Origin of the sequence: Paenibacillus polymyxa M1 (assembly GCF_000237325.1) — a bacterium.
GTDB classification, from domain to species: domain Bacteria; phylum Bacillota; class Bacilli; order Paenibacillales; family Paenibacillaceae; genus Paenibacillus; species Paenibacillus polymyxa_C.
Genome location: NC_017542.1, coordinates 4829544 through 4842500, shown reverse-complemented (window position 1 = coordinate 4842500; position 12957 = coordinate 4829544). Strand labels below are relative to the sequence as shown.

The following is a 12957-nucleotide window of genomic DNA, read 5'->3' as shown; positions in this document are numbered from 1 at the left end:
CACGCACTGGAGGCCCGAACCCACGCATGTTGAAAAATGCGGGGATGAGGTGGGGGTAGCGGAGAAATTCCAATCGAACCCGGAGATAGCTGGTTCTCCCCGAAATAGCTTTAGGGCTAGCCTCGGAAAAAAGAATCGTGGAGGTAGAGCACTGATTGGGTGCGGGGCCCGCAAGGGTTACCAAGCTCAGTCAAACTCCGAATGCCATAGATTTAGTTCCGGGAGTCAGACAGTGAGTGCTAAGATCCATTGTCGAAAGGGAAACAGCCCAGACCATCAGCTAAGGTCCCCAAGTGTGTGTTAAGTGGGAAAGGATGTGGAGTTGCACAGACAACCAGGATGTTGGCTTAGAAGCAGCCACCATTGAAAGAGTGCGTAATAGCTCACTGGTCGAGTGACTCTGCGCCGAAAATGTAACGGGGCTAAACACACCACCGAAGCTATGGCTTGATGCTTTGCATCAGGGGTAGGGGAGCGTTGAATGCGGGTTGAAGGTGTACCGGAAGGAGCGCTGGACTGCATTCAAGTGAGAATGCCGGTATGAGTAACGAAAAGATCTGTGAGAATCAGATCCGCCGAAAGCCTAAGGGTTCCTGAGGAAGGTTCGTCCGCTCAGGGTAAGTCGGGACCTAAGGCGAGGCCGATAGGCGTAGTCGAAGGACAACAGGTAGAAATTCCTGTACCACCGTAATCCGTGATGAGCAATGGGGTGACGCAGTAGGGTAGTGACGCGGACTGATGGATGTCCGTCTAAGCAGTGAGGCTGGTGTGTAGGCAAATCCGCGCATCGTAAGGCTGGGCTGTGATGGGGAGCGAAAATTATAGTAGCGAAGGTCATGATCTCAGACTGCCAAGAAAAGCCTCTAGCCAGGAGAAGGTGCCCGTACCGCAAACCGACACAGGTAGGCGAGAAGAGAATTCTAAGGCGCGCGGAAGAACTCTCGTTAAGGAACTCGGCAAAATGACCCCGTAACTTCGGGAGAAGGGGTGCCTCGGTAGGGTGAATAGCCCGAGGGGGCCGCAGTGAAAAGGCCCAAGCGACTGTTTAGCAAAAACACAGGTCTGTGCGAAGCCGCAAGGCGAAGTATACGGGCTGACGCCTGCCCGGTGCTGGAAGGTTAAGGGGAGTGGTAAGCCTTCGGGCGAAGCTATGAACCGAAGCCCCAGTAAACGGCGGCCGTAACTATAACGGTCCTAAGGTAGCGAAATTCCTTGTCAGGTAAATTCTGACCCGCACGAATGGCGTAACGACTTGGGCGCTGTCTCAACGAGAGATCCGGTGAAATTTTAATACCTGTGAAGATGCAGGTTACCCGCGACAAGACGGAAAGACCCCATGGAGCTTTACTGCAGCTTGATATTGAATTTGGGTACGATCTGTACAGGATAGGTGGGAGCCGTAGAACTTTGAGCGCCAGCTTGAAGGGAGGCATCCTTGGGATACCACCCTGATCGTATCTAGGTTCTAACTTGGTACCGTGATCCGGTACGAGGACAGTGTCAGGTGGGCAGTTTGACTGGGGCGGTCGCCTCCTAAAGAGTAACGGAGGCGCCCCAAGGTTCCCTCAGAATGGTTGGAAATCATTCGAAGAGTGCAAAGGCAGAAGGGAGCTTGACTGCGAGACCTACAAGTCGAGCAGGGACGAAAGTCGGGCTTAGTGATCCGGTGGTACCGCATGGAAGGGCCATCGCTCAACGGATAAAAGCTACCCTGGGGATAACAGGCTTATCTCCCCCAAGAGTCCACATCGACGGGGAGGTTTGGCACCTCGATGTCGGCTCATCGCATCCTGGGGCTGAAGTAGGTCCCAAGGGTTGGGCTGTTCGCCCATTAAAGCGGTACGCGAGCTGGGTTCAGAACGTCGTGAGACAGTTCGGTCCCTATCTGTCGTGGGCGTAGGAAATTTGAGAGGAGCTGTCCTTAGTACGAGAGGACCGGGATGGACGTACCGCTGGTGTACCAGTTGTTCTGCCAGGAGCACCGCTGGGTAGCTATGTACGGAAGGGATAAGCGCTGAAAGCATCTAAGCGTGAAGCCCCCCTCAAGATGAGATTTCCCAGTATGTAAGACCCCTTGAAGACGACGAGGTAGATAGGTTGGGGGTGGAAGTGCAGTAATGCATGGAGCTGACCAATACTAATCGGTCGAGGGCTTATCCTAAGATAAAGCGCAATGAAGTTTCGGATCCAGTTTTCAGGGTGTAACCTTGAAACAAGTGTTAATATTCCCTGATAGCTCAGTTGGTAGAGCACTCGACTGTTAATCGAGTTGTCACAGGTTCGAGTCCTGTTCGGGGAGCCATATGGAGAGGTGTCCGAGTTGGCCGAAGGAGCACGATTGGAAATCGTGTAGGCGCCAAAAGCGTCTCGAGGGTTCGAATCCCTCTCTCTCCGCCAGAATTATTCTATAGCATGGCCCGTTGGTCAAGGGGTTAAGACACCTCCCTTTCACGGAGGTAACAGGGGTTCGAATCCCCTACGGGTCATAAAAAAAAGTTGCATTAAAAAGTTTGTTATGGTATAATATGAGAAGTGTTCCGTTGAGGAGGCTTAGCTCAGCTGGGAGAGCATCTGCCTTACAAGCAGAGGGTCGGGGGTTCGATCCCCTCAGCCTCCACCATTTGAAAATAAATACTTATTATTGTCGCGGGGTGGAGCAGTTCGGTAGCTCGTCGGGCTCATAACCCGAAGGTCGCAGGTTCAAATCCTGCCCCCGCAACCAATTTAAATCTATTATGGAACTGTGGTGTAGAGGCCTAACATGCCTGCCTGTCACGCAGGAGATCGCGGGTTCGAATCCCGTCAGTTCCGCCATTTAATGTATTACTTGATAAAGGGTCTTATTGTGAGGCTCGGTAGCTCAGTCGGTAGAGCAGAGGACTGAAAATCCTCGTGTCGGCGGTTCGATTCCGTCCCGAGCCACTTTTAATTGAATAGTTTTTGTGCCGGTGTAGCTCAATTGGTAGAGCAACTGACTTGTAATCAGTAGGTTGGGGGTTCAAGTCCTCTCGCCGGCACCATTTTGGAGGATTAGCGAAGTGGCCAAACGCATCAGACTGTAAATCTGCTCCCTTACGGGTTCGGTGGTTCGAATCCATCATCCTCCACCAGTTTTATAGGGGCATAGTTTAAAGGTAGAACAACGGTCTCCAAAACCGTTGGTGTGGGTTCAATTCCTGCTGCCCCTGCCATACAATTATTACTTGCGGCGGTCGTGGCGAAGTGGTTAACGCACCGGACTGTGACTCCGGCATTCGTGGGTTCAAGCCCCATCGGCCGCCCTTTCTTATTGGGGATTAGCCAAGCGGTAAGGCAACGGACTTTGACTCCGTCATGCATAGGTTCAAATCCTATATCCCCAGCCATCTTATGCGGACGTGGCTCAGCGGTAGAGCATCGCCTTGCCAAGGCGAGGGTCGCGGGTTCGATTCCCGTCGTCCGCTTTTTATACTCTGGCGCCATAGCCAAGTGGTAAGGCAAAGCTCTGCAAAAGCTTTATTCCCCAGTTCAAATCTGGGTGGCGCCTCCATAATTAAATATGCCGGCGTGGCGGAATGGCAGACGCGCTCGACTCAAAATCGAGTGGGAAACCGTGGAGGTTCGAGTCCTCTCGCCGGTATTAACTAAAAGAGTTCATTAGAGACATTCTCTAGTGAGCTTTTTTTATTTGAGCTTTAGTACCCCACTCATTGTTTGAGCTGAATGAGTTGTATTCCATATGCGAATAAATATTTGCCGTTGTTGCATAATCGCTGTGGCCTAACCATTCCTGAAACTTCTTTCATGCTTACCCCTAATACATCTACATAAATATACTCCAGGTATTCAAGACAATAAGAATTGTCAGAAGATAAGCGATAGAATTCCTGTTATTCCTTCATACGAATCAGAAGCTCATAGAACGTGTCCATCAGTAGCAGTATATGGCGACTGGCTTTATTCTTGGTTCGGTCCTTTTCAAGTTCAATATATCTACTATTCTAACTGCCCGATGTGGCGGTATGTTTAATATTAATAGTCCAATTTAATAAATCAATAGCCGACCATTTTAATCCTAGGACCTCGCTTCGGCTTAGCCCATAAAAGGCAGCCAGGATAACGGAAAGCTCAATTCTTTCGCCTCGGATTACTGCGAGGAGTTGATTCAGCTCCTCGGCATTGTAGAAGCTCACGACGTAATTGTTCTTTTTTGGGCTTTCAACTAAGTCAGGGAGATTCGCCACAATCAGCTTTATTTTCATGGCATACTGAAGGGCTCTGCAATGTTCGCGTGATAATGAATAACGGTATTGGCGCTGACACCTTGCACATTCATTTCATGGGAATACAAGTTCTGAAAATCCTCTGTAGTTAAATCATCAAGCAATACATCCCTTTCTCTCGGAAAAAGGATCTACGTGGCCTTTTAAGTGTCGGAATAGGAGATATAGGAGATAAGCCCGATGCTGTTTTTCATCATCTCTAGCCATCGAAGCATAAAGTCTGCGAACAGCCTTTTGCTATTAACGAATGGAGTAGCTGCTTTTACTCTTACGCATATCTTCGTTTTCAACCGCGAGTGCTTGTCCTTCCATATGATAATTCTTCCTGGCTTCCTGAAGCAAGATTTCGGTTCTTTTCTTGGTTCCTTTTATCTTAAGCCCCGTGGGGATCCATTTTGGTTATCGTTTACCATTCTCATCTTTACAGTTAGGCGGATGTCCCGTTGTGCTTTCTCCTCTTCCAACAACCCCAGAGGGTGAACCCGATCCTTTTTCAAATACCGGTTGAGCTTCGGAATGGATTTGCTACAAAAGTGGTAGCTGAATCCGCCGATGGATTGCTTTAGCGCCCAGAAGGTGTTTGATTTTGAAGCGGGCGGTATAAAGTTCGATAATCTAGATCGCCTCCAGTGTCAGATCGGTGCGGGTTAGAATGGAGCATCGCCTGTTCGGATTCACCAGCAAAAACCACAGTTTTTGCTATACTCTTTGACCCCATAACATATCCAGACACAGGTAACTGACGGATTATTCATTGCCATACATGCTCACGATAGCGTACTCAAACGCGGCGATACGGCTTTAAAACAGCTCGGCCAAGCACCACCTTTGTCCTCTTTTTACGATAGCGACCCTGGCCTGTGGCAGGTGTACCATGACGTTCAATAGGCCACGGTATTGGACTTGGCTTCGGTTACCAGAACCATCCGGGTGCTGCCGAATGGGTTCCATTGATCAATCCTCGCAAAGCAGGATTGATCAGAGGTATACAAGACCATTTCTGGGACGTGCCATAGTCAAAACACAGCATGAGGCCGATGACAATGACAACAAACCCATGAAAAACGCCTCCAAAATTGCGTCACATTTAACACAATTGATATTGATTATCAATATCAATTGTGTTAATATAATTTTGTTTACTAGTGAACAAAATATAATCTAATGGTGACACTGAACTTGATCTGCAACTACTACAAGAGAGGGGAGATTGGGAAATTGGAGTTTCAAAATCATTTTAAAGGTCATCTTTACGAGCAATATATTAAAATGCTACATCTGAATGAGCTGTATACTGAACAAGAAATTAACTCGTTTCGGCAACAGGCTAGAAAGTACCAGATTGACATGCTCTCCAATAATATTACTAGTGTACACGTTATTGATTGCATTGGTGATTATGAACCGATAAATCATACCGGGATTGTGGAGAAGATGGGGTTGTCCAAAGCTAGCATTACTAAAATTAGTGCAAAGCTGCTGGAAATGGGCTTCATTATGAGAAGCCAACTGAACAGCAATCGTAAGGAGATTTACTTTAGTTTAACGGATAAGGGAAGACACGTTTATCATTTGCATAAAGAACTGCACAAAGAAAAAGAAGAAAGATTTTACCAATTCATTGAATCCTATTCAGAGGTTGAGCTGCAGACTATTGGAAAATTTATGAGTGATTTGGTGGCGCGTGCCGAAGAATACTCCGAAGGGAAGTTTAAGATAAATGACGACATTAAAGATTGAGAAATTAAGATCCAAGATTGAAGGGAAAGAAATTTTAAAAGGGCTCACACTGGAGATTCATGGCGGAGAGATTCATGCGATTATGGGGCCTAATGGGACGGGAAAAAGTACATTGGCTTCAGCTTTAATGGGCCATCCCAAATATGAGGTTACTGGCGGTAAGGTGACATTGGACAATGAAGACCTTCTGGAGATGGAGGTGGATGAGCGTGCCCAGGCAGGTTTGTTCCTCGCTATGCAATACCCAAGTGAAATTGCTGGCGTGACCAACTCGGATTTTCTCAGAACTGCCATCAATGCACGGCGTGAAGAAGGTGATGAGATATCCTTAATCCGTTTTATCCGTGAAATGGAGAGCAAAATGAAGGGGCTGGAGATGAACCCGGAATTTATGCATCGTTATTTGAATGAGGGATTCTCTGGCGGTGAAAAAAAGCGGAATGAGATTTTGCAAATGATGCTGCTTGAACCCAAGTTTGTGATCCTGGATGAAGTGGACTCAGGGCTTGATATTGATGCACTGCGTATTGTGGCCAATGGCGTAAATGAGATGCGCAGCCCGGATAGAGGCTTTTTAATCATCACCCATTATCAACGACTGTTGAATTATATTACCCCGGATTTTGTGCATGTCATGATGCAAGGCCGGATAGTTAAATCTGGCGGTCCGGAGCTTGCCCACCGTTTGGAGGCTGAAGGGTACGATTGGGTGAAGGAGGAACTTGGGATTACGGATGAGACGGTAAGTGAAGCTTAAAAGCCGGAGAGGAGGAACAGCACGTGGATATACAAGCTAGAGTTTCAATGAATGTGGACGATTTACGCGCATGGTCAAGCGCTAAGGATGAACCTCGTTGGCTGATTGAACGCCGCGTTCACGCACTCGAACTGGCAGGGACGCTGGAGTTGCCTAAAGTGGAGAAAATCAATCTTGAAAAATGGGATATCTACGAAAGTGGAGATTACAAAGCTGAGAATGCGTGGTCTAGTTTGGAGGAAGCGCCGGAGGTTGTTCGAGGTTTGGTTGCTTCTCCGGTGAAAGGCGGACTAATCGTTCAGTTCAACTCGGATGTAGTGTATACGAAATTGTCCGAGAGCTTAGCCGCCCAGGGAGTCATTTTAACGGATCTGCATACTGCGGCAAATGAGCACGAGGAGCTGGTTCAACGTTATCTCTTTCAGGCAGTGAAGCCGGAAGAACATCGTTTATCTGCTGCACACAGTGCCTTATGGAGTGGTGGCGTTTTTCTATATGTCCCAGACGGTGTAGAGGTTGAAGCACCTATTCAAGCGATCTTTATTAACGATACAAGCGGTGTGTGTTTTGCTCCTCACGTCTTAATTGTGGCAGGGAGCAACAGCAAGATTACTTATGTGGATAATTGTGTATCGAGTCGTGATGATGTCAAGGTATTGCATAACAGTGTGACGGAGGTCTTCGCGGGGGCGGGCTCAAAGGTGCAAGTAGCTTCGGTTCATCAGCTTGCTGCAACTACAACAGATTTCACCCAGCGACGGGCGGTCGTTCTTGCTGATGGGGGTGTGGAGTGGATTATCGGTGAGATGAACAATGGTTATACCGCCAGCGATACCAAGACTTTGCTACAAGGCAACGGGGCGGTCTCCGACAATAAGGTGATTGCTATTGGCACGGGCAATCAAAAATCGAGCTATACAACTCAAGCTCAGCATTTTGGCAGAAGCTCGGTAAGCCAGATGATTACGCGTGCAGTCATGCTTGAAGAAGCTACGGCCATTATCAACGGCATTACAAAGATTGAAAAAGGTGCAACCCATTGTGATGGTCAGCAAACAGAACGCGTGCTTATGCTAAGTCCTAAAGCTCGCGGCGATGCCAATCCGATCCTGCTGATAGATGAGGATGATGTAACCGCGGGTCATGCTGCATCCGTGGGGCAAGTAAATGCAGAGCAATTCTATTATCTGATGTCGCGCGGGATATCACGGAGTGAAGCCGAACATCTTGTTATTTTTGGATTTCTCGCTCCTGTCATTTCGGAGATCCCGCTGGAAGGTGTTCGCAGTCGCCTAAAAGATTTAGTGGAAAGCAAACTCGGCAGATCATAGCAAATCAAAATGAATCTTGAAAGGTTAAAAAGGAGTGATACTAATGGCAAAAAAAGCACCAGATATGGGCGAATATAAATATGGGTTTCGCGACAAGCACCAGTCTATTTTTCAATCTGGAAAAGGTCTGACGGAAGAGATTGTCCGGGAAATTTCCCGGATCAAGGAAGAGCCGGAGTGGATGCTCAATTTTCGGTTGAAAGCTTTGAATCAATTCTACAAAATGCCGATGCCTGAATGGGGAGCGGATTTGACCGGGCTTAGTCTTGATGACATCCAGTATTACGTTCGTCCTTCTGAAAAACAGGGAAAGACCTGGGAGGAGGTTCCTTCCGAGATCAAAGCAACCTTTGACAAGCTGGGCATCCCTGAAGCGGAGCAAAAGTTCCTGGCGGGCGTATCCGCTCAATATGAATCGGAAGTGGTATATCACAGCATGCAGAAGGAACTGGAGGATCAGGGTGTTATTTTCCTTGATACGGATACTGCATTAAAGCAATACCCCGAAGTGTTTAAGCAATATTTTGGAACGATCATCCCTCCCGCCGACAATAAATTTGCGGCGCTTAATAGTGCGGTTTGGTCAGGCGGTAGCTTTGTATACATTCCGAAGGGTGTTCAGTGCGAGGTTCCGATACAAGGTTATTTCCGTATTAATTCTGAAAATATGGGTCAATTCGAGCGGACATTAATTATTGCCGAAGAGGGCAGCTTTGTCCATTATGTTGAAGGATGTACAGCACCTATTTATAGTACCAGTTCCCTGCATAGTGGAGTTATTGAAATTATTTGCCGGAAAGATTCCCGTGTCCGTTACACGACCATTCAGAATTGGGCTCCTAATATCTACAACTTGGTAACCCAAAGGGCTGTGGTAGAAGAAAATGCCACAATGAAATGGGTAGACGGCAACATCGGCTCCAAGGTAACAATGAAGTATCCGGCAGTATTATTGAAAGGACGGGGAGCCAAGGGGTCCATCCTGTCTATTGCCGTAGCCGGTAAAGATCAGCATCAAGATGCCGGCGCGAAGGTAATTCACCTTGCTCCCGAGACAACATCTACGATTATATCCAAATCCATCAGCAAGCAGGGCGGAAAAGTAAACTACCGAGGGTTGTCCAGCTTCAGCCGCGATTCCGCAGGGTCCAAGTCCAATATTAAGTGCGATACGTTGATATTGGATAACATGTCAACATCAGATACGATTCCGTACAATGAAATTAAAAACGATCAGATTACTTTGGAGCACGAGGCAACAGTATCCAAAGTGTCCGAGGAACAATTGTTTTACTTAATGAGCCGCGGGCTTACAGAACAAGATGCTACACAAATGATTGTAATGGGCTTTATTGAACCGTTTACCAAAGAATTGCCAATGGAATATGCCGTTGAAATGAATCGGTTGATTCAATTTGAGATGGAAGGAAGCATCGGTTGATTCATTAATTTAATAGATCAAACCTTTATCATTCTTTAAAGAGGTGCTAGTAATGAAGAAAAATAATTCGGACGATTCAGAACTAGCTCAAATTACTCGAGAGATACGAAAACTTCAGTTCTGCCTCCATATGCTGTCAGGATTGAGCGCAAGTTGTGGTGTGATGATACCTTTAGACTCTATTCATACGCTTATAAGGGAACTTTCGGATCAAGAGGTCACTCTTAGGCAAAAAGCAAAGGATCACTCAGACGATCTAGGGTGAAAAAAGGTCTGAATTGACGGTTGGCAAAACAATGGGAGGAGTTGACATAATGGATGAAAATGGAGTTTTATTCGATGAAGTATCGGAAGTTCTTCTCAAACTACGTCCTTTCTTACTGCGTGACGGTGGAGATGCTGAACTGGTCGAAGTTGAGAACGGTATAGCAAAATTAAGATTTTTGGGAGCTTGCAATGGTTGCCCAAGTGCTACGATTACGTTAAAGGTTGCTATTGAGCGCGCAATTCTTGAGGAAATTGATGATATTAAAGAAGTTGTACAAGTATTCTAAATTCCTTGATACTGAGCAACTGAATTAGTCCTGTCGCAGACCATAGCTACGGAAGTTGATCCCGCTGCTCAATACCAAAGTACATCGACAGATTACCTTGCGGGTCGAAATCGACGAGCAGTGCTTTTTTACCTTCATTAAACAAGGTGTTAGAAAGATTACATTCGGTATCGAGTGGGAAACCGTGGAAGTTCGAGCCCTCTCGCCGGTATACACAAAAGGATGATAAAATGCTTTAATGCATTTTATCATCCTTTTTATTATTCGTATTCTTAACTTTGGCAACAAGATTAACTTGGATCCAGATGAGTGGAAGATAAGAACTTTGCAGAGATCCTTTTTAATTAGGTTTATATTTGACTGGGACTTTGAAGTTGTAGTAGGATGATGGTACTGAAAAAACATTTATAGTTTATTAAGTGTAAGAGAAATGAGGAATGCATATGCAGGAAAGAATTTTGGAAGCTTTTGTAGAGGAAGTTCATGAGAATGGTTTGAAATTTACTATGGACGATCTTGCGAAAAGACTTGCCATCAGTAAGCGTACATTGTACGAGAATTTCTCATCTAAGACGCTTATTTTAGAGACACTGATTGAGCGTACAAATGATGATATGATTCAAAAGACAGAAGAAATTATCCAAAACAATGAATTAACTTTGTTAGAAAAGATTAAACAGTCGATTAGGGTTATGCCGCTGTATTATAAGTTTTATGATTTAAGAATATTAGACCAGATGAAAAAGTATTATCCTGAGCAATGGAAAAGAGTACATGCTGATTTAAATGATTGGTCGCCGATTAGAACATTAATTCAGGAAGGTATCCGAGAAGGAGTTATTGTGAACAAAAATGAAGCTCTGATCATGAAGCTTATTATTGATTCAGTAAATTTAACGCTTGATCAGCGTTTCTTTCTGGATAACAGTGTGACGGTAGAGGAAGCAACTTATTCCATTGTAGATATATTGTTATTTGGGTTAGTCGAAAAACAAAAATAGCCTAATAATATGTGCATATTAAAAGAGGCTATTTTTTTATGTGAAAACTAATAAAACAATTAGAGTTTTTTTGTTTTTTGAAGTTGGGATACTGAATTTAACTATTGATAAATAAAAGGGGTTCTGAAAAGGAAGGGTGGAAATATGTCTATACTGACAAGAAATCGGGGAGCAATGCTGTTATTGATGCTTAACATTTTTTTAGCATTCATGGGGATTGGATTAGTTGTACCTGTTTTACCTAAATTTATAAGCGAGCTAGGGATGAACGGTTCTTCCATGGGGCTGATGGTTGCAGCTTTTGCGTTGACACAGCTTTTATTATCACCGCTGTCAGGAAAATTGTCTGACCGTTATGGACGTAAAAAGTTGATTGTTTCTGGAATGTTCATTTTTATGCTGTCAGAGCTTGTTTTTGGACTGGCGAGTTCCGTCCCTACCTTGTTTGTTGCACGAATCATGGGCGGGGTAGGGGCAGCGTTGCTTACTCCTTCTATTATGGCCTACGTCGCTGATGTGACCTCGTTTGAAGAAAGAGGCAAGGGTATGGGGATGATTAATGCAGCGATTAACACAGGCTTCATAATCGGACCAGGGATTGGCGGTTTGCTTGCTGCCTATGGAATACGTATTCCCTTCTTTGCGGCGGCAGGTGCTGCAGGGATAGCGGCTATTTTGTCTCTGCTCGTGTTGCCGGAGTCTTTGAGCAAGGAAAAGCAACAGTACAATAGAGAGCTTCCGCGTGAAAAAGAAAACCTTTTACAGCAATTTGCGAAGTCCTATCAATCTCCGTATTTCATGGGCTTGCTCATTGTATTTGTCGTTGCTTTTGGATTGGCAAATTTTGAAACGGTATTTGGACTGTTTGTTGACCATAAATATGGTTTTACACCAATGGATATTGCCATCATTATAACGACAGGCTCTATTTTAGGAGCAGTTGTGCAAGCAACTATATTTGGTTGGATCATTAATCGTTTTGGTGAGAAAAAAGTAATTCACCTTTGCTTGGCTATTGGAGGACTGTTTATTTTCCTAACTTTATTTGCTGAGCAGTACGTGATGATTATGCTGACGACTTTTATCATTTTTCTGGCTATGGATATCCTTCGCCCGGCAGTAAGCACTTCTCTATCGCGGCAGGCTGGGGATGAGCAAGGGTTTGTAGCGGGTATGAACTCGTCCTATACCAGCTTGGGGAATGTCATTGGACCGTTAATTGCGGGACTGCTGTTTGATGTTCATATTAATATGCCTTATATGGTTGCAGCGGTAGCCTTATTTGCTTGTCTCGTCCTTTCACTACGCGCTAAGCATGCAGGAAAGCGGCACTCAACATCCCTTGCAGCAGAGCAGCATAGAGGAGGATAGCCGCAGGTCTATATCCATCCCCGACTTAGGTCTAGGTTCAAAAACCGTCTGGGGTCCGTTTTGTCAAACGCTAGGTCAGCGTACAATAAGGACATAAGCAAGACACAGTGAAAGGCGGTGAGAGATGATGAGAGTTAACAAAGGGAATGGGTTAGCCATTGTACTGATCGTGTTGGGTTCGATTATGCTGCTCGGTAAGTTTACTCCGTTTTTCGGTCACTTTGTAGGACATCTGATTGGTTACTTAATTCCGATAGCCATGGTTATGCTGGGGTACTACGGTGTGAAAAGAGGAAATGCACTCTTCGGCTGGATCGTGCTTGTGCTCGGGGTACTGATTTTACTGGGCAAGCTATCCTGGCTAATTGGACCACTGCTGGCAATCGGGTTAATCATATTTGGTGTATCCATGCTGAGTGACCGTAGAAGTCGCTACTGAATGTGACAGTTTGAGGATGAAGAATAATGTACGAAAGCAAAGAGCAAGAAATGATGAAAAT

At 45.6% G+C, this 12957-nt stretch carries 9 protein-coding genes, 15 tRNA genes and 1 rRNA gene (1 of these 25 cut by a window edge); 24 read left to right on the top strand and 1 reads right to left on the bottom strand.

From position 1 onward, the window contains the following. The 21 genes from PPM_RS21920 to PPM_RS21805 all read left to right on the top strand — a co-directional run. A 23S ribosomal RNA gene (locus PPM_RS21920) occupies positions 1 to 2161 on the top strand (it extends 765 nt beyond the left edge of the window). A gap of 65 nt (positions 2162 to 2226) precedes the next feature. After that, positions 2227 to 2302: transfer RNA gene (locus tag PPM_RS21915), tRNA-Asn, on the top strand. 3 nt (positions 2303 to 2305) lie between these two features. Further along, positions 2306 to 2397: transfer RNA gene (locus tag PPM_RS21910), tRNA-Ser, on the top strand. A gap of 17 nt (positions 2398 to 2414) precedes the next feature. Then, positions 2415 to 2486: transfer RNA gene (locus PPM_RS21905), tRNA-Glu, on the top strand. A gap of 58 nt (positions 2487 to 2544) precedes the next feature. After that, a tRNA-Val gene (locus tag PPM_RS21900) sits at positions 2545 to 2620 on the top strand. Between the two features lie 25 nt (positions 2621 to 2645). Beyond that, positions 2646 to 2722, top strand: a tRNA-Met gene (locus PPM_RS21895). 15 nt (positions 2723 to 2737) lie between these two features. Next, positions 2738 to 2814, top strand: a tRNA-Asp gene (locus tag PPM_RS21890). 35 nt (positions 2815 to 2849) lie between these two features. Next, positions 2850 to 2922 (top strand) — tRNA-Phe (locus PPM_RS21885). Positions 2923 to 2944: 22 nt separating this feature from the next. Beyond that, a tRNA-Thr gene (locus tag PPM_RS21880) sits at positions 2945 to 3020 on the top strand. Positions 3021 to 3024: 4 nt separating this feature from the next. Next, positions 3025 to 3110: transfer RNA gene (locus PPM_RS21875), tRNA-Tyr, on the top strand. Positions 3111 to 3117: 7 nt separating this feature from the next. Then, positions 3118 to 3191, top strand: a tRNA-Trp gene (locus tag PPM_RS21870). A gap of 17 nt (positions 3192 to 3208) precedes the next feature. Then, positions 3209 to 3281 (top strand) — tRNA-His (locus PPM_RS21865). Positions 3282 to 3290: 9 nt separating this feature from the next. Then, positions 3291 to 3365, top strand: a tRNA-Gln gene (locus PPM_RS21860). A 6-nt stretch (positions 3366 to 3371) separates the two neighbouring features. Next, positions 3372 to 3443: transfer RNA gene (locus PPM_RS21855), tRNA-Gly, on the top strand. Between the two features lie 11 nt (positions 3444 to 3454). Continuing rightward, positions 3455 to 3529 (top strand) — tRNA-Cys (locus PPM_RS21850). An 11-nt stretch (positions 3530 to 3540) separates the two neighbouring features. Further along, positions 3541 to 3619 (top strand) — tRNA-Leu (locus PPM_RS21845). 1861 nt (positions 3620 to 5480) lie between these two features. Continuing rightward, positions 5481 to 6002: a MarR family transcriptional regulator gene (locus PPM_RS21830; protein ID WP_013373008.1), complete on the top strand. Its 522-nt coding sequence runs from the start codon at positions 5481 to 5483 to the stop codon at positions 6000 to 6002. Next, on the top strand, positions 5983 to 6759 hold the full coding sequence (sufC, locus tag PPM_RS21825; protein WP_013373007.1) for a Fe-S cluster assembly ATPase SufC: 777 nt from the start codon (positions 5983 to 5985) through the stop codon (positions 6757 to 6759). Before PPM_RS21830 ends, sufC begins: the two co-directional genes overlap by 20 nt. 47 nt (positions 6760 to 6806) lie before the next feature. Beyond that, complete coding sequence (gene sufD / locus PPM_RS21820) at positions 6807 to 8090, top strand: Fe-S cluster assembly protein SufD (RefSeq protein ID WP_043886053.1); 1284 nt, start codon at positions 6807 to 6809, stop codon at positions 8088 to 8090. 43 nt (positions 8091 to 8133) lie between these two features. After that, on the top strand, positions 8134 to 9531 hold the full coding sequence (sufB, locus tag PPM_RS21815; RefSeq protein ID WP_013373005.1) for a Fe-S cluster assembly protein SufB: 1398 nt from the start codon (positions 8134 to 8136) through the stop codon (positions 9529 to 9531). 314 nt (positions 9532 to 9845) lie between these two features. Beyond that, entirely contained in the window at positions 9846 to 10085 is a 240-nt protein-coding gene (locus tag PPM_RS21805; protein ID WP_013373004.1) for a NifU family protein, read from the top strand. A gap of 46 nt (positions 10086 to 10131) precedes the next feature. Here PPM_RS21805 and PPM_RS30540 read toward each other — a convergent pair whose 3' ends face one another. After that, positions 10132 to 10317, bottom strand: coding sequence for a ParA family protein (locus PPM_RS30540; protein WP_228392937.1), 186 nt, complete (start codon positions 10315 to 10317; stop codon positions 10132 to 10134). A gap of 211 nt (positions 10318 to 10528) precedes the next feature. Between PPM_RS30540 and PPM_RS21800 the strand changes: the two genes are divergently transcribed. From PPM_RS21800 to PPM_RS21790, 3 genes are all read left to right on the top strand, one after another. Beyond that, positions 10529 to 11086, top strand: coding sequence for a TetR/AcrR family transcriptional regulator (locus PPM_RS21800; RefSeq protein ID WP_013373003.1), 558 nt, complete (start codon positions 10529 to 10531; stop codon positions 11084 to 11086). 144 nt (positions 11087 to 11230) lie between these two features. Next, positions 11231 to 12457, top strand: coding sequence for an MFS transporter (locus PPM_RS21795; RefSeq protein WP_013373002.1), 1227 nt, complete (start codon positions 11231 to 11233; stop codon positions 12455 to 12457). 127 nt (positions 12458 to 12584) lie between these two features. Then, entirely contained in the window at positions 12585 to 12896 is a 312-nt protein-coding gene (locus PPM_RS21790; RefSeq protein WP_016324716.1) for a LiaF transmembrane domain-containing protein, read from the top strand. Positions 12897 to 12957: the final 61 nt, after the last annotated feature.